Raw genomic sequence first — 17,452 nt, 5'->3', positions numbered from 1 at the left:
CGGTTTACTTCCTTCTGTTTCAATATGTTATCCACCATAACATATTCAGGAACCTACAAATAAGTCTCATACTTACTCAGTGGGCTATAAAATGACCAGATACGCGAAAGGCAGCGCAGTGAAATGTCTAGACCTTTTCAAGCTGGCTGACAAAGTAGATGGTCGTTTTATGGATCAAAACGAGATAATTCGTAACTGATTACCCCACCCTTAAATAACTCCATACTTAATGGCTCTTCTCGTACAAGTTTCACTAAACCAACGCCTGGTGCATACCATTCAGTCTGAGTAATAGGGATATCTTGATACCCGAGTTTAGGGTCAACATAGAGTGTTAAGACTGTAGTCCCTTCAACCCTGATACAACGCTCAAAGGTTCCTGCAGGAACTTCAACGGTATCTGTAACCGATTTAATCTCAAACTGTAAGTTAATATCCCGTTTACGCGGATCGGGTACTGCGAAAGAAGCAGTCGCATGCAAGGCATAAGGCTTGGTAGGTACCGTCCAACTACGCCCTACTTCAAGATCTTTATTATTGGGTAAGATCCTAACAAGTGACTTTTCAAACCTTGGTTGGTATTCAATCAATGTACGACGTGCAGCTCGATAAACCCCTGAATCATCTTTGAGAATATAGTAATCGGTGCCGTCACTGGTATGACGCACACTGATTGTATCTTCAGCAAAAACCTCTCCCTCTTTAAATTGGGTTTCTCCGAGATTTTCGATTGAAAACTCACGCTGGCTCTCTCGATTACCAAATAGCTCATTCACCTGATATTCCCACACAACACCTTTCTGCAAAGGGAAATAATCTGTGTCGGGTATATCAGCGCTACAACCCGCTAATATAAAGCTCGCCAGAAAAAAAGTAATTCGCATAATCACAGTTTATTTCTCCGGTAGAGCGGGATCAGGGACTTGAGTAAAATTGATCAGCGGAGACTTTTGCCCCAAAGCGTCCTTACGTTTTGCATCTGAAGGTTTAGTAAAACGTTTTGAAGGCTGCCCTAACTGAGGCTGTCCACTTTTAGTTTTCTTTAACGCTTCTTCAACAGCACCATGGGTCGCGTGGTCATAATCGATCCGGAATGCTCTGGGCTTTTCGTCCAACTCATCATTTTTCAGATCGGTAAGCCAAATGTAGATATCACCCTCTTTATTCGCTTGCTTATCCGGCTCTTCAATTACCGCATAGTGAAACAGGAACTTATCAGGTAAAGCTGTAGGACTCGGCCAGCCCTGACTTTGCTTCCACCCCAAGTAGCTACAACCGTAGAAAAACAATGCAATGACAACTAGGCCCGCTTTAACTGGCCACTTTAATCGCCCACTGATGACCGCCAACAATAACAGTGCCGTTAAAAACACATAAGCCAATGTCAGCACTAGGAGTTCTTCATTCATTTCTGATTCGCCTTAATAATGCTTTTCTGCAGTTTGTTAATATTGGTTACTTTACCTTGGGTATTCAGGGTAAAACGCAAGGCTGTCAGCTCATCATTTTCAGCTGCCAAGGTTTCGGTGGTGTAACTGATAACCTTCAAAACTGGATTCACCTCTGCCAGATAGACGGTCACTGGCACAGGCTCGTCATTCTCACTTTTGAAGTAATGTAGGTTGATCACATACTCACCTGGAGGCCGACCTCGTATCGTCAGCACCTCCTGATTGATTGGATTCGTAATCGTTTTTCCATCAATCACCTGAGTATCATTGGCGTTGCCGCGATCATCTCGATCCAAATGCATCAGACCTTGTTGTGTCCGCTTGTAGTAAACCTTTTCACCTTTGGGACCTAAGGCCCAAACGTCAATATCGTTAGGGCTTCCATCCGGCCAACTCACCGTAATAATAAACTCAGCTTTGGGATCAATAATCCCCGACTTTGCCGGCGGATTGAGCAGTAACAGTGCAACCAAAAACAAAAAGGTAAAAGTCAGCAATGCGTTGAAAAGCAGATCGGTAAACGGATCTATTTCAAAGTTAGATCGCTGCCCAAAGAGTTTCATGACGCAGGCTCGCTTTCAGCAGCACCATTTTTCTGCTGACCTAAGGTGATACTTAAAGCCACAAAACGATCAGCCATACGGTCAAGCAGTAGATATTGAACACTTAATAGCATGCTGCAGGTTAAACCAATCAAGGTAGTACTCATGGCGATGCCCATACCATGAGTCATCTGTTGCATTAAGGTTTTAACATCATCAATCGTCAGATTTTCCAACCCAGAAACAGAACTCAGCATGATGATAAAGCCTATCACCGTACCTAAGAGCCCCAACTTGACCATGACACCCACAACAAACCAGCCGACTTGATGAGAGCCTCGAGCCCCTTCCACAAGCAGCTCTGCTAAAAGCCCTTTATCTGCGTTTTGATCATGTAACTCTTTATCAGACACATTGAACAGGTAATCTTGTGAAAGGGAGAGGCCGTCAGGAAAAGCTTTTTCCTCAGGGGTTAAGCCCGTCTCTTGGCGGCGGATATAGTAATAATCCAACATCGAAAACTGTTGGGAGAGATAACAGCTGCGATAAGCACAATGGCAGCTCATGCCTACTAATAACACTAAGATGAATATGCAAACGCGGGTTTGATCTTGCTGAATGATCTCCAACAGCACTCCTTGATCCCAACCGACATAGAAGCCAAAAAGAATCACGCCAAATAATAAAGCCCAGTAGAGCAGAACTTTATATTGCACAGGATTGTACATACTAAGCTTCCTTACACATTCAATTATGAGCGATCTCTAATACTAGTAATTTATTTAGCTGCTCGAGGCAAACTAAATACCAACAAACTATCCCCTGTGGGGTAGCCTGCGATTTTATTTCCGCCTGCGGCAACAGCAATGTACTGACGACCATTGTGGCTATAACTGACCGGCGGCGCATTAACACCATAGGACTGTTTATAGCTCCAAAGCCTTTCGCCAGTCGTAGCATCTACCGCAAAAAATTCACCATCACCCTCGCCACTGAAAACTAAATCACCGGCTGTTGCCAAAGTTCCACCGAGCATGGGCAAACGCGTTTTGTGCTGCCAGCTCAACTTACCGGTTTTTAAGTCGACCGCCGTTAAGGTTCCATAACGTTGTTTCTCATCGAACTCAAAATAGCTATACGTTTGCCAAGGTAACTCTGAATTTAGATTTAAAGGTTTACGGTAATAGGTTGCAGGCATATGAATACCTGCAATATAGACTTGTTGCTTAACTGGATTGATTGATACTGGAGACCAATTGCTACCACCAGCGATACCCGGAGCAATGGTTACCCCCTCCTCAGTTGGATCAGCAAATAAGTTAATTTGAGGGACAAAAGGATCAGATTTAAACAGCAACTCACCGGTTTCTCGGTTAAGAACATAGAACCAGCCTGTTTTTCCCGCTTGTCCTACTGCTTTTACAGTTTCACCTGCCACAACGGTATCAAATAATACAGGAGGGCTGGAAACATCATATCCCCAACGGTCATGTGGTACTTGCTGGAAGGCCCATTTCAGCTCTCCATTTTTACTATCAATCGCCACAATACTCGAAGTATGCAGGTTGTCACCCGGTCGAGTGGAACTGTCCATATTAGGCGCGGGGTTGCCTGTTCCGGCGAACAGCCAACCGGTTTCTTCATCTATTGCCGGCGTGGTCCATATAGACCCACCGCCGAGTTTCCAACTATGTTTAAACCTTTGAGCAGCCGCTTTTTCCGCTGGAATATCACGATTAAGCGTTAAGCCACTTGTCGTGGTTTCTTGCCAATCGCCCACCCAGTGCTCACCATCAACACTGTACCAACGCCACAACTCCTTGCCGGTCTCCATATCAAAGGCAGATAGAAAACCACGTAATCCCGTCCGGCCATCGCCAATACCAACAACCCTTAGCCCTTTTTCAGTATCAAGATGTAAACCATACCCAGCCCCAGTACTACCGACGATTACCATATCCTTGTAAATCTGAGGGGCCATATTGAAACTATGGCTTGTGCCACCAGTAATCTTAGCGTCCCCGCCAAGATTCATTCCCTGTAACAATCCATCAACGCTTTCCTGAACGGATAGCTCTAAATCTTCGACTCGGTTCTGCCAGACCAGTTCGCCCGTGGTTTGATCTAATGCGATCAGCTGTCCATCTATAGTTGCCTGAAAAACCTTACCTTTAGCTACAGCCACACCTCTATTTGCTGGCCCACAGCAACTTTTCTTTTTCGGTTTTGGATGCTCATAACGCCACACCTGCTTGCCACTCTCAGCATTCAGCGCAACGACATGATTAAAAGGTGTCGATATGTATAAATGATCACCAACTTTTATAGGGCTCGTTTGAAAGCTCGCTTTGATACCGCTATCAAACTTCCAAGCCAACTGAAGTTTTTCTACATTGGTTCGGTTTATTTCTGTAAGAGAACTAAAGCGCTGATTCTCCAAACCATTGCCATAGATTGCCCAATCATCGGCAAATACGACTTGGGATAAGACACTCCCAAGCATTAATCCTAAAAGCTGGTTTGGCACTCGCATAAGTTATTCCCTAAAACGTATGATGTTGTATAAATCTATCAAAATAGATCAACTTTGATTACTTAAGCATAGAACTAAACTAACTTTTCCTTTTAAAAATCAACAGCGTGAACTTGACCACAAAAGGCGGGTTTATTGCCCGATACACAAACGGGTTATCTACCTACAATATGAAACATTCTTTCAAGGCATAGATTCCCAAGACAAAGATTCTGTTTACTGATGAAGTCAATAAAACTTAACTTTCTGCTAATTTCTCTTGTTGCTATTTCGGGAATGGCTGCGCTACTTATCTCTGCATTTATAGCTCTATATAAAACTGATGCAGACTCACGAAAACATGCGCAAGAGATATCAGCCATCGTAAAGCAACAACTCGAGTTTCAGGTTTTAAAAGTTCAAAACGATGTAATGGCGTTAGAGAACTTTCCTGACTTTTTTCTCTGGAAGCACTCTGCGGGCTTCACTGGGTTCTGCGTTTCCTTTGAAACTAATACCGGCGAGGTAGCACGTAGTCTCTGTACAGGTGATTACACTGAGGATGAATGGCCTTTATGGTTTGAAAATTTCTACCTAGCACTGTTCACTTCAGCAGAGGAAACACGTTCCAGAATCACCTCAAAAATTGGTATTGAAGGTGACATTGTCGTTTCTCCTAGCAAACCAATTTTGTTGCACAATGCCTGGAATAACATCATGACGCTGATGGAGTTTTCTATCATTGTCGTCGGAATTCTTAGCTTGCTGCTCTATCTATGCCTTCACTGTATTTTAAAGCCTGTCAAAAAAACCCAGCGGGTATTGAATGAGATGCAGAAAGGCAACTTAAGTGCTCAAGTTCCTCCCTCTCATATCAAAGAGTGGCAAGAAACCGCGACCGCGATAAATAACTTAGCTGTCAGCCTTAAAGAAACCATAGATGACCGAAAAGAACTCTCATACAAGCTCCTCAACATTCAAGAGAATGAACGACGCTATCTCTGTCGAGAGTTGCATGATGATATGGGGCAATACCTAACAGGACTCAGAGCGATCTCACATTTCTTGCAACTGGAAGTCGATAGCCAATGTCCCGAGCTTTCGCCCAAAGTTAAGCAGGTAAACACGATATCTGAAGAGATGATGGAGCTGGTGAAGGACTTACTATTCCGTTTACGCCCGGCAGACTTAGATGAACTAGGAGTCTCTGAAAACTTAAAGTCGATGATACAAGACTGGAATACCAAACACTTCGATAAAAACTGCTCGATCACTCTAGAAGGTGAGATTAACAGTATTCCAGGGGCAATAGCCGTAAATATCCTTAGAACTATTCAAGAGTGTTTAACCAATATTGTAAAACACGCCTCTGCCAGTGCCGCAGAAGTACATCTAACTTACTACCCAACAGATCATAAATATCTAACGTTAACGATCCAAGATAATGGCAATATGACTCAGCCTGAGCCGCTAATTAAACCGGGGAATGGTTTATTAGGTATCAAAGAACGGATTAATGCGCTTAATGGTGAATTAGAGCTGAGTAAATCACCACTAGGTGGACTAAAAATCGCAGCGAGTATTCCTGTCTGCGAAATAAAGGGATCCAATGAGCACAGTTAATATTCTTCTAGTAGATGACCATGCAATTGTCCGCGAAGGTTATAGAGCACTTCTAAATCGCGAACCCAATTTTCACATTATCGCTGAAGCGGGATCTGGTGAAGAGGCCTACTCCCTCTACCAACAACATTCGCCTGACCTCGTTCTTTTAGATCTGTCGTTACCGGGGAAAGGTGGTTTAGCGACCCTTTTACAAATCCGTCAGTATGACCCTAAAGCCCAAGTTTTGATCTTTAGCATGCATCAGAACCCCGCGATGGCCAAAAAAGCAGTGGATGCCGGTGCACGTGGTTACATCACTAAGAGCAGCGCTCCTGAATTGCTAATACAGGCAATCAAAGATATCACGCGTGGTCAGTTAGCTATCAGCGATGATGTTTCACGTGCCTTAGCACTGGAAAGCCTTCAAGGCGAAGCGGCCATCCTTAGTAAATTATCTACTCGAGAGTTTGAAATTCTTCGAATGATGATTGCTGGAAAAACAAAAGATGAAGTAGCTGAGACGCTTTGCATAAGCGCTAAAACTGTCGCGAACAGTTACTACATCATCAAAAGCAAGCTCGAGGTCAAAACCGATATTGAGTTGATTCATACCGCTATCCAAGCAGGCATGCTTTCACCTGCCGAACTCCTGCCTAGCTAGACTCTGAAACTAAAAGTAATTGGTTTGTACGACTAAACTTAGCCTAATGACCCCTATGCCCTGAGTAAATCTACGTATGTACCTGATTAACAGGTATAACTAATCTACCTAGTAGAGTCTGATTGCAAGGTAGTACAATGCGTTTAGTGGTAAGACGACTAGGTCGTATCAAATTAATGTTGCTGATCACAGCTATCTCTGTTGTGATGGCGGTTGCACTAAACCTGATTTTTTCCTTTCTTTTTGATACAGATGCCCCACTACTCCAAAGCATTATTCGTGCCGCAGTCATTCCTCTTTTTATAGCGCCCCTAGTCTCATGGTACCTACTCGGTTTACTCATTGATTTAGACCAACTTGAAGCCGAAATGAACAAACTAGCTACCTACGATGACCTAACAGGTTTGTATAATCGCCGCGCACTCTTTAAATCTTGTCACCTTCTCCATCGACTCGCCGTACGAACTAAAGAAACCTACTGCGTGGTCATCATCGATCTGGACTTTTTCAAAAAGATTAATGATCAATACGGTCATGCCGCAGGTGATCAAGTCCTAAAATCATTTGGCCTGATATTAAAACGAGTTACCCGAGATTGTGATTTAGCAGGAAGGATGGGGGGCGAAGAATTTTGTATTTATCTAAGTAATACCAAACAAGTGCAAGTGGAACCAATAGTTAAGCGATTGAATAAGGAAATACAAAATAACTTACCAAACTACGATGGTACGCAGATCAATTACACCATCAGCTTAGGCGTAGCTGAGAATAGACCCGACTTAGAAATGAGCTTTGAAGATATTCTCAAAAAAGCAGATATAGCCCTCTACGAAGCAAAAAACAGTGGACGAAATAGATCAGTATTTTTTCAACACTGATTTGAAACGCTAACGGATTTAAAAGGAAGTAATTGGTGGGCCTAGATCTATCAAATAGAACCCGCAACCATTTGAAAAATAACATTTAATATATTTTAACTTAACATAAGCACCCCCATATATACCCCCATTATATTTTCCACCAATCGACTTATTTTAAAAGCCCGTGATGGGAAATATTCTATATAAGCCAGTTAAAAATCACTTAAACGCGAAAACATGGGCCGTACATTAGCTAAATCTGACGTACATTAACTCTAGATATTTGACAATTGAGTACCAAGGAAGGCTAGATAAGCCAAAACAGGCGCAATGGAAGCTAATAGTGAAACACCTCGACGGAATCCCCACCTGGTTTGAATTAAACAGATACGAAGCATTAAAAGATTTAAGTGAGTATGAGCTCGCTACTCAGTTATATATCCGAATAGTCCTCTTTGAAACATCTATCGAAGATAGCTACTTTGTATCTACCCCTGAGGATTGCCGTAAAAATATCATCGTGACTGAAGCACTTGATGATACAGAAAATACTATACACAAAACTAAGTCATGCCTGTCGAAAATACCAATACTACCCAGAGGAACCTCAATAGCTTCTGTCGACATTTTTGATGTCCATTTATTGTTCCGCACTGCACAAGAAAACTACGATTACCCTCCTAATTCCGAAGGTATTTACCTTACGAATGATGCTCAAACCAGCATAGACTTATTGCACCAAACAGTTTCTGCAACAGTAAAAATTGACCTAACTAATAACGATGCTGTTATTTTAGACGAGCTAAAAGCACTTCTTCCCTTATACAGAGAGCAATTGAACATTCAGAAGCCTAAAAGCCCAGGAAATACAGCACGCAAACGCACACTTGACTATCAACTGATCCCATATCTTGATCTGATGATCTATTGCAAGCAGTACAACATGAAACTCCGAAACCAAACTATTGCAGAAACTCTCTATCCACTGGGACACAGAGACGATAAATTTATCAGCGGCACCCTTGCATCATTTTTAAAAACAGTCAGCAGTTATAATTTTATGGATGAATGGTTAGCTTCCAGCAAATAAAATTGTTAACAAAATCAGTCCTCTCCTATTTTTCCGTATTTTTTCGGTCTAAAAATTTTGATCGTTTCACATTTAGAGTCTGAATAAGATTGCTCCGAACTTTTACAAACCAAGGAGAATCAAACATGCCTCATAAGATCCTACGTAGAAAACAAGTTGAAGAATTAACAGGCCTCTCTCGCAGTACAATCTACGCATTAATGGCCGAAGATGATTTCCCAAAACCTATTCAATTAGGACCTCGCTCTGTCGGCTGGCTAGAATCAGACCTTAATGAGTGGATCAATGGCCGTATATCACTGTGTAGATAGAAAGCTTTATAAACCAGGTCATTCATAAGGCTAGTTCGCATGGGATACAAAGTTGTTGACCTCATCATAAATCATATTCATTTACCTAAACCCAGCCAAAAATTAACCCTGATCGTTATAGGTAAATTCGCCAATGAAAAATCCTTTGATTGCTGGCCTAGCAATAAGACAATAGCAAAACTTTCCGGCCTAACTGTTCGAACAGTACAAAGGTCCATTAAAGAACTTATCGATCTTGGATATATCACAGTGATCGATAAAGGCGGCGGAAGAAAAAAAACCAATTATCTTAAATTAAACCTGAACACAGAGAATTCCGAAAATAGGGTGTCAGAAAGTCACCCTTTTACAAATCCGAAAGTGATTATTGAAGAACAATACCCTGACAATTCTGAAAAGAAATATGACATCAAAACAAAAAACATGTCATGTCGTCTTAAAAAAGGTGACAAGAGACCACCCGAATCTATTAAAGAAACAATAAAAGAATCTATTAATGAAGTTAGAGGAGAAGACAAACTGATCGAGCAATTGCCGATCACCATTCCCAAGGCAAAAGCACCACCTCCAGAACAATGGACAACACTTCTAGAGGATATGTTGAGTTAATCCGCAAAAAACGCTAATCAAACTTGACTTAAAGGGCGGCGCGAAATCTGACTTTCAAACACCAACAGACCTTTTAGTCTATTGATTTTAAAGGGATATTACCAAAAAAGCATAAACGCGCAGCCTGCGCGTTTATGCTATAAAATCATTCAACCAACTTAGCTTCTATTTCTTTTAAAGAGATCTGATCCTTATTTCTCCAAAACGTTAACCCATTAGTAGCTCCGCCACAGACCATAGCTCCCGCTTCACTCGGGCTCCCAAATTCATAGTTACGACTAAAACAGTACGCATCACCGTCTTCCACCAAAACCCCCTGCTCAATCAGAGACTCTCTTCTCTTTTTTGTCTTCCCTGCAGATGCCCTATGTTCTTTAACAGCCTGAGAGCCCTCATAAACAACAAACCCACCAGCCGTACGATTACCCTGAGCATTGCAGCCTTTTGTAACCCCAAACAGCATTTGATTCATGTCAGCAGGCTTTTCTGATTCAGGCTCTAGTTCTGTAATCCCGAGTACGGGCAATAACTTAAGCATATTCTCCAGAAAAACATCCATTTCAGCCTGATCTGATTCCGGAAGTCGTGCCCCACCACCTTGGTTGTTAAGATCACAAATTCGGCTGGATGCTTTAGCTTTGGAAATCAAAGCGCCCTCTAAATAACGGATATGGGCTTTAGTTAGATTCTCATCTTTACTCACGAATGAGATTAACTGTATCCAATCCCAATTATCTTCAGATTGATGCTGTCTAATCCTCTTTCCAACGGATTCGGCTTCACCGATATACAAATTGAGAAGCCCAGAAACCGTATCCTTCGAGCTTAGAAAATACACACCTGGTTTGCGCAATTCATCTCTAAGCAAAAGGTTTGATAGATCAGAACGCGGACCCGCTAGTGCCTTTCCTGTCCAATTTGATAGCTCAGCTGTACGTATTCCATCTGGATCGCCATCACATAAAAATAACTTGATAGATACAGGCCGCATACTCATGTCGCACTTAATTCCTTTTCCAATCCAAAAACTTATTTAGTTTGTTATATCCGTAATTGCTACACGACTGTATTTTTAGTCAGAAGCTACTGGTAGATGATTACCCGCATGATGAATAACTATTTTCTGTTCCTCTTCGTCCCACTCAAAGTGCAACCTAAAGCAGCGTTCCGGAGTTCTGGAGTTACCAATACAGAGGTGTCTATTGAAGTCAGCTTTACCCTCTTTATATTTCCGATCATAAATGGAATGTTTGCCCATGCTCACATCTGACATTGAAGGTTTAAACTCAATATTTGCTGCTTGAGCAGCAGCCTTTGCTTTATCCATCCTTAAGCCATAAGAAAATACTTGAAAAAAATCATGACCAAGTAGATCTAAAGCTTTAACTACTTTCTTGATATCTTTAAATTGTGAATCAATTAGGCTATCAGTAGCATGCTGAGTCATTAATATCTGCTTTGACCATCGCTTCTCAATATATTCAAGCAGGTCTTCCTTATCACAAACGACATATATATCAGGCTCTGTTCTACCAGTAACCAAGTTAACCAGGTTACTTAATTTTTGATTTTCCTTTGCTAACTTGTTTCTACTTTCTTCTAACTCTTCTGCTTCCTGTGCAACTAACAGATGATATTCACCATTGACCAAGTCAATTGTAGCTTCAGCATCAAATGCAGATATAAAGTTATTAAATGGTTCGATCGCATCAATAATAAATACAGAAAGTTTGCTGCCGACTTCACTGATTACTTGAACAAGTATCCGAATAAATCTAAATAAATCTTCAGAATCAATACACAGTGCTCCTTCCACTTCCACACACCGTTCTTGAATCTGTTCTAATTTGATCCGCAGATCAGCAAGATAAGGCTCAATCACAACATATAAAGCAGGCGCGAGCATGACGTCTTCAAGCTCCTTTAAGAGCTGTTCAGAATTAATCAATTCCCTTGTTACTTGCAATGCATCATAAAAAATCTGGCATTCGACCTCTACTTCACCTTTCTGATTTTTATTGCCCTGAACCACAGACATAAACGCATGAAAAGCATCCGTGTAAGCCGGTATAGCCTTCTCCAACCAAGCATCAAAAGAAGGCACTTTTAATACTGGAAGTTTAGAATCTACAGCTTGATTCAAAATAATATCCCTTTATCAATTTCATTAGCTTACGTATTTTTTAATAGACCTTTACATCAAACCCTAGAGCCCTAAGCGCTTTACTAGTCCTCCCATTTCGCGGGGGAGCTATTTCAGGACGTACCCAACCGATAACTTCAGCAATTGAATTTAAGCCATATCTAGGTAGACGATAAATTGGGTCTTTACCTGCAAGGAACAATCGTTCCCAAATATTTTCATCAGGTCCCTGATACATGACATAGTTCAATAATTGCCTTATATCCCAACCTTTTTGATTACGCATGCCCATCATGATTGGTGAAAATAATTTAAACCTTGCATCTCTATCTAATGATGCAAGATCAGGACGATTGAGTTCAGACAATGGTATTTTTACTACATGATCACTAGTGGCATGAGTATTTCTGCAAACCATCTCAAAGCCTTTCACTGTCAAAGATAGGATATTCTCTCTAGACAATAGCCTTTGTAAGGTAGGAGCTCTTTCCGTTAACATCTGGTCTTCTATGGTGGGGGCTTTTTCAGTAGCTTTCCACCATTCAAGCTGACGCTTCAACTCCCCATTGGGATCTTTCTGATTCCGAAGGAAGAAAGTTTCATATGGCTTTGCACGCCCTTCAGTAACTTTTTTGTAGTAATAAGCATGAAGGAATTGATCAACTTGCCAACCCGCCGGCGTTCCCTCAGGAATCCAAACAGGCCTATATTCCTCCATGAAAGTTTGAATAGTTTGTAAAATACCCAGTGTTTCCAACCATTCTTGCCTAAATATTTCTTTATTTTTTTCTAAAGCCGTAGCCTTATCTAATATTTCAGGACCGTCCCATTCTGGATGCCCCCTTAAACTTTTAGCATCAAATTGCCAAGCAGATTTTCTCTTCTGTAACCTTTCCATCTCATCAATATAACTTTGTGAGATAGGTATGGATTTATCAAGAGTAGAGACGAAGTCAAAAAATTTATCTAACTCAATATTCATACCATTAGAAACAAGCTCGTCATCTGTTAGAAACAAACCAGCTTCAATATTTGTCGTCCATGCAATCTCTGTCAAATTGGCAGAGCCTATGTAAGCACCATAGCCTTTCCACCAAATCACCTTAGAATGGAAGCAGTCAGGCACAAACTTTGTGAAAACATTGCTCTTTTGGCTTTCAAGAAGCCTTATTAGAAGAGGAATTGAAACAGGAACAGTTTCATCGTATCTCATCCATAAATCTAATCTGTAATTATGTTTTAGACAGTGATTAAGCAGTTCAAACTGCTTAGTATTGAAGCTTTTACCATAAGCTACTGCTGCTAAAACCTTCTCTACATTATTACTCTCATCTATACGGTCAATGATATCCCGGAGATAAACACCGTTAGCAGAATTTGCTACTAAATCCACCTAAAAATGTCCTTCTATATATGTGAACTATTCATCTCAGTAACGATAACGTTTCTACTCTTTTGGATGTGAGCAATACATGATTGCTGCCCTACGCTATTTCCCGCATTTAGTAATACCGACGCAATATTCGTTAGTACTGTCGTCTTTAGTGCAACACCAACTAAGCCATCAACACCTTCCATCGCTGAGTTGATAGTAGCCTTACAGGACTCAAGTGCGGATAATCGGTTAATCAACTCTTGCGCCCCATGTGATGAATAGCTTTGTAATTCAGTATTAGGAAAAAGGGCTTCAAACATCTCCCTCACACTTTCTTTTTCTTGATCACTTAGGGGAACATTTGGATCAAATTGGACTTGTTTCAATTCAAATTGATTATAAGAATCGGCCGCTACGACTAACGGGGAGCAACAACACAAGAAAATGATATGCCGAAGAAAATTGCTCATTCACACGGCCTACTTATTCAAATAAACTTTTAAACTAGAAAATGAATTCAAATATCGCTCATATCTCATAGGAAGTAGCTCATCTAGAATACATTCGACTTGCTCAGTAAGGTCTACAACAGGATTATTTCCAAATGGCCTTGTTGGCCAAGGTTCTGAATCCCCAGACTCATGTCTATTTTCAGCAAACCTTATGAAATCAGAGAACCATGAGGCACCGCCCACAGTTGTACTACTGTTAAAGTAGTCCACTGTAGCATCGAGAAAATCGACCAATAAATTTTGTCTTTCATTTAAAATGGTCAGTCCCGCATACCCTTCTTTCAAGGCGGCTGACAATTCAAGAATTTCCATTTTCCTAGACTGATGGTCTCTTCTAAGATCTTTCAGGTGCGCAATAACATCATGTGATGGGGTTTGAGAATTTAAGCTAGCTAGAATTGCTTTAAAACTGTCGTGATAATACCTATGGGACTCTTTTACCAAGCCATCTAGCTCGATTATATGTCTATCGTATAACCTCTCATTATCATCCTTAATCATCTTCAATATGGAGCTAACAGTACTGATTATTTTAGGGAGTTGAAGCTCAAGCATTAATCTTCCTTAATGTTTACTTTTTAAAATTAATTTAATTTGACCAACTATTCGATAACGCCTCAGCCTGCTTCAAGCATAGCTCTATGGCTTCATCAGCACGATCTGGTGGGTATTTCCATTTTCTAAGCGCCCTACGTACTAGATTGCGTAGTTTGGCTCTTACATTGTCTCGCACCTGCCAATCCACGGTTGTACTTTTACGTAACTGGGCCGTGACGTGCTTGGCCAACTCTCGAAGATTATTATCTCCAAGTTCACGAACAGCAGCTTCGTTTTGGATAAGCGCACGATAAAAAGCTATTTCATCAGGACTTAAACCTGACTTCTCTGCCATCTCAGCGTCTTCGGCCATTTCTTTGGCCATTTTGATTAGCTCTTCTATAACCTGAGCTGTTTCGATCGCGCGGTTATGATATTTGCGAAGGGTTTCTAGGATACGATCTGAATATTTCTTCTCAGAAACAACATCAGTTTTCATACGGGCTTTAACTTCGTCCCGGAGCAAGCGTTCAAGTAGATCTACCGCTAGGTTCTTTTCTTTGATATTGGCTACATCTTCAAGAAACTCTGGTGAGAGAAGTCCTACATTGGGTTTATCTAAACCCACCAGCTGAAAGATATCATCAACACCATCAGCAATAATCGCGTTATCAATAATCTGCTTTAAGGCTGAATTTTTCTCTTCATCAGTGCGTCGCTTATCGATAGTCGTAAATTTACTGATGGCATTTTTAACGGCTCCGAAAAAAGCGATCTCTTTAGAGTATGCTTTTGCCTCATCCATTGTTCCACACAAGGTAAACGCTGAACGAATCTTAGCCATTAAATCCAAGAAACGTTTTTTTCCATCTAATTCCTTATCACTTGGATTTTCCAAGCTCAGAATATGGTTCATCACCTTGGGCAATAGTTGGAGTGCATGGGTTTCATAGTCACTGTAATCACAGCCATGCATCATGGCATGCAGCTTATCTATATTCTCAACCAACAGAGCAAAAGCTTCCCTGGTATCTACGGTTGGTTGGCCTTTACCATTAGAATTGGTATAGGTTTTCAAAGCATGCTTTAACTCATTAGCGATACCAATGTAATCCACAACTAGACCACCGGGTTTGTCTTTAAACACTCGGTTAACACGGGCGATTGCCTGCATTAGGTTATGGCCTTTCATTGGCTTATCGATATACATCGTATGACAATTTGGTGCATCAAAACCGGTTAGCCACATATCACGCACAATGACCAACTGCAGCGGATCATTAACGTCTTTAAAACGTTTCTCGAACAGCTTTTTAGTTTCTTTGTTATGAATATGGGGCTGTAGTTTTTCTTTATCTGAAGCCGATCCCGTCATTACAATTTTGATAACACCTTTGCCAGGGTCTAGGTCATGCCATTCAGGTTTAATAGCAACAATTGCATTGTACATATCCACGCAGATCTCGCGGCTCATACATACAATCATGCCTTTACCTGGCATTGTTTCTATCCGGTTTTCAAAGTGGCTAACTAAATCTTTACCCACTTGCTCCATACGCGGCTCGCTGCCCACCAGCTTCTCAAGGGTAGCCCATTTAGATTTTGTGCTCTCTCTGGATGCAACGTCTTCATCATCTTCAATCACCTCTTCCACCTCATCGTTTAACGATTCGATTTCAGAGGCATTTATATCCAGTTTCGCTAGACGTGATTCGTAGTAAATTGGAACAGTTGCGCCATCATCTACGGCATCTTGAATATCATAGATAGAAACATAATCACCAAAAACAGCGCGAGTATCTTTATCGGCAGAATCTATAGGCGTTCCTGTAAAACCGATAAAGGAAGCTTCAGGTAAAGCATCACGCATATGTTTGGAATACCCGAAAGTGTACTTGCCTGTTCTCGGATTGAATTTCGCCCTATCTCCATACTGGCTTCGATGCGCTTCATCGCTGACAACCACTATATTATGCCGCTTGCTTAAAACAGGGTGTGTAGTTTCGCTGCCTAAGAGCGCAAACTTTTGTACAGTGGTAAAAATAATTCCACCAGACTGACGGGAGGCTAATATATCCCGGAGATCATCCCGATCACCTGCTTGTACCGGCGTCTGCTTTAGCGTTTCAGCAGCCATACCAAAGGTATTAAAAAGCTGGCCATCTAAATCATTACGATCAGTCACCACCACAATCGTTGGGTTATTCATTGTAGGCTGTGCAAGAAGCTTACCTGCATAACAGACCATCGAGATTGATTTACCCGAACCTTGGGTATGCCAAACGACTCCTGCCTTACCTGAGCCAGGTACAACCTTATCGGCATAATTAGCACGAGGCTCAGCAACCTGATCTGAGTCTGGACGCTCAGAAGCAATAACCGTCGCTTTAACCGCTTCACGCACTGCATGAAACTGATGGTAACCAGCAATCTTTTTAATGATTGCCCCAGCGGCAGCTTTTTCAGAGGAGCCTCCTTCAGTCTCAAATAAAACAAAGTGGCGAATATAATCGAGAAATAACTCAGGCTTAAAGAACCCCTTAACGAGGGTCTCTAAATAATATTCAAATAGTGGTTTATCATGCTCGCTATTAACAACACGCCAAGGTAAGAACCTTTCTTTATTTGCAGTCAGCGATCCAACCCGCGCATTTAAACCATCGCTGACCACCAGCGCTTCGTTAAACACAAAAAGGTCAGGAATTTCTTCTTTGTAGGTTTGTAGCTGTTGGTAAGCAGACCAGATATCTGCGTTACTATCAGCAGGGTTTTTCAGTTCTATAACGGCTAAAGGTAAGCCGTTAATAAACACAATCACATCAGGGCGTCGATTGCCCTTACTGCCCGTAATAGTGAATTGGTTTACAACTAAAAACTGGTTGTTAGCTACATTCGTAAAATCCACCAGCTGGACATAATCGATTACATCCTTACCATCCTTCTTAAACTCTACCCTCACCCCCTCCAGCAGTAGCTGGTGAAAAGCTTTGTTATTTTTAATCAGGTTAGGCGTTTCTGGTTTTTCTATTTGGGCAACAACTTGCTCCAACGTAGCTACGGGGATATGCGGATTAATAACCTCTAAGCGACTTAGTAGACGATCATGGAGGATAATTTGGTGGTAATCGCTACGCTCAGAGCAATCTTCATCAGGAGCGATGTCGTAGCCGCAAATGTAGTCGTAACCGACAGTTTGAAACCATTCGAGGCAGAGTTGTTCTAACTGGTCTTCCGTGATCATCTA

General features: G+C 41.5%; 17 protein-coding genes. 6 read left to right on the top strand and 11 right to left on the bottom strand.

All coding sequences use genetic code 11. The features are described 5' to 3' along the window. Nucleotides 1–167 precede the first annotated feature (167 nt). From ACMXYW_RS05975 to ACMXYW_RS05955, 5 genes are read right to left on the bottom strand one after another with little or no spacing between them, the layout of a single operon-like run. Nucleotides 168–884, bottom strand: a complete 717-nt coding sequence (locus ACMXYW_RS05975) for a hypothetical protein (RefSeq protein ID WP_415905583.1) — start codon at nt 882–884, stop codon at nt 168–170. Nucleotides 885–893: 9 nt separating this feature from the next. Next, nucleotides 894–1,409 (bottom strand): hypothetical protein, encoded by a 516-nt coding sequence (locus tag ACMXYW_RS05970; protein WP_415905582.1) that lies wholly within the window; start codon nt 1,407–1,409, stop codon nt 894–896. After that, nucleotides 1,406–2,014 carry a hypothetical protein gene (locus ACMXYW_RS05965; RefSeq protein ID WP_415887703.1) on the bottom strand — a complete coding sequence of 203 codons (609 nt, stop codon included), beginning with the start codon at nt 2,012–2,014 and terminating at the stop codon, nt 1,406–1,408. Before ACMXYW_RS05965 ends, ACMXYW_RS05970 begins: the two co-directional genes overlap by 4 nt. After that, nucleotides 2,011–2,721: a MotA/TolQ/ExbB proton channel family protein gene (locus tag ACMXYW_RS05960; RefSeq protein ID WP_415905581.1), complete on the bottom strand. Its 711-nt coding sequence runs from the start codon at nt 2,719–2,721 to the stop codon at nt 2,011–2,013. Before ACMXYW_RS05960 ends, ACMXYW_RS05965 begins: the two co-directional genes overlap by 4 nt. Before the next feature lie 50 nt (nt 2,722–2,771). Next, a complete protein-coding gene (locus ACMXYW_RS05955) occupies nt 2,772–4,526 on the bottom strand; it encodes a pyrroloquinoline quinone-dependent dehydrogenase (protein WP_415905580.1) in 1,755 nt (584 codons plus the stop codon). Between the two features lie 222 nt (nt 4,527–4,748). On the opposite strand from ACMXYW_RS05955, the gene ACMXYW_RS05950 reads away from it, so the two are divergent. From ACMXYW_RS05950 to ACMXYW_RS05925, 6 genes are all read left to right on the top strand, one after another. Further along, on the top strand, nt 4,749–6,128 hold the full coding sequence (locus ACMXYW_RS05950) for a HAMP domain-containing sensor histidine kinase (RefSeq protein WP_415905579.1): 1,380 nt from the start codon (nt 4,749–4,751) through the stop codon (nt 6,126–6,128). Further along, complete coding sequence (locus ACMXYW_RS05945) at nt 6,115–6,771, top strand: response regulator (RefSeq protein ID WP_415905578.1); 657 nt, start codon at nt 6,115–6,117, stop codon at nt 6,769–6,771. The genes ACMXYW_RS05950 and ACMXYW_RS05945 overlap by 14 nt, the downstream gene beginning before the upstream one ends. A 137-nt stretch (nt 6,772–6,908) precedes the next feature. Beyond that, entirely contained in the window at nt 6,909–7,649 is a 741-nt protein-coding gene (locus ACMXYW_RS05940; RefSeq protein WP_415905577.1) for a GGDEF domain-containing protein, read from the top strand. Nucleotides 7,650–7,974: 325 nt separating this feature from the next. After that, a complete protein-coding gene (locus ACMXYW_RS05935) occupies nt 7,975–8,721 on the top strand; it encodes a DUF6387 family protein (protein WP_415905576.1) in 747 nt (248 codons plus the stop codon). Between the two features lie 125 nt (nt 8,722–8,846). Beyond that, nucleotides 8,847–9,032: a helix-turn-helix transcriptional regulator gene (locus ACMXYW_RS05930; RefSeq protein WP_415905575.1), complete on the top strand. Its 186-nt coding sequence runs from the start codon at nt 8,847–8,849 to the stop codon at nt 9,030–9,032. A gap of 39 nt (nt 9,033–9,071) precedes the next feature. Beyond that, nucleotides 9,072–9,641, top strand: a complete 570-nt coding sequence (locus ACMXYW_RS05925; protein WP_415905574.1) for a helix-turn-helix domain-containing protein — start codon at nt 9,072–9,074, stop codon at nt 9,639–9,641. A 145-nt stretch (nt 9,642–9,786) separates the two neighbouring features. Here ACMXYW_RS05925 and ACMXYW_RS05920 read toward each other — a convergent pair whose 3' ends face one another. From ACMXYW_RS05920 to ACMXYW_RS05895, 6 genes are all read right to left on the bottom strand, one after another. Further along, nucleotides 9,787–10,638, bottom strand: a complete 852-nt coding sequence (locus ACMXYW_RS05920) for a GIY-YIG nuclease family protein (RefSeq protein ID WP_415905573.1) — start codon at nt 10,636–10,638, stop codon at nt 9,787–9,789. A gap of 75 nt (nt 10,639–10,713) precedes the next feature. Continuing rightward, complete coding sequence (locus ACMXYW_RS05915) at nt 10,714–11,784, bottom strand: hypothetical protein (protein WP_415905572.1); 1,071 nt, start codon at nt 11,782–11,784, stop codon at nt 10,714–10,716. A gap of 40 nt (nt 11,785–11,824) precedes the next feature. Continuing rightward, nucleotides 11,825–13,177 (bottom strand): phospholipase D-like domain-containing protein, encoded by a 1,353-nt coding sequence (locus ACMXYW_RS05910; RefSeq protein ID WP_415905571.1) that lies wholly within the window; start codon nt 13,175–13,177, stop codon nt 11,825–11,827. Between the two features lie 14 nt (nt 13,178–13,191). Continuing rightward, nucleotides 13,192–13,479: a hypothetical protein gene (locus tag ACMXYW_RS05905; protein ID WP_415905570.1), complete on the bottom strand. Its 288-nt coding sequence runs from the start codon at nt 13,477–13,479 to the stop codon at nt 13,192–13,194. A gap of 159 nt (nt 13,480–13,638) precedes the next feature. Next, nucleotides 13,639–14,226: a hypothetical protein gene (locus ACMXYW_RS05900; RefSeq protein WP_415905569.1), complete on the bottom strand. Its 588-nt coding sequence runs from the start codon at nt 14,224–14,226 to the stop codon at nt 13,639–13,641. A 34-nt stretch (nt 14,227–14,260) separates the two neighbouring features. Beyond that, nucleotides 14,261–17,446, bottom strand: a complete 3,186-nt coding sequence (locus ACMXYW_RS05895) for a type I restriction endonuclease subunit R (protein ID WP_415905873.1) — start codon at nt 17,444–17,446, stop codon at nt 14,261–14,263. Between the last annotated feature and the right edge of the window lie 6 nt (nt 17,447–17,452).

Source organism: Neptuniibacter sp. QD48_55 (assembly GCF_047778115.1).
GTDB lineage: Bacteria > Pseudomonadota > Gammaproteobacteria > Pseudomonadales > Balneatricaceae > Neptuniibacter.
Note: the sequence above shows the minus strand (reverse complement) of the source record. Positions and strands in the feature narration are given on the sequence as shown.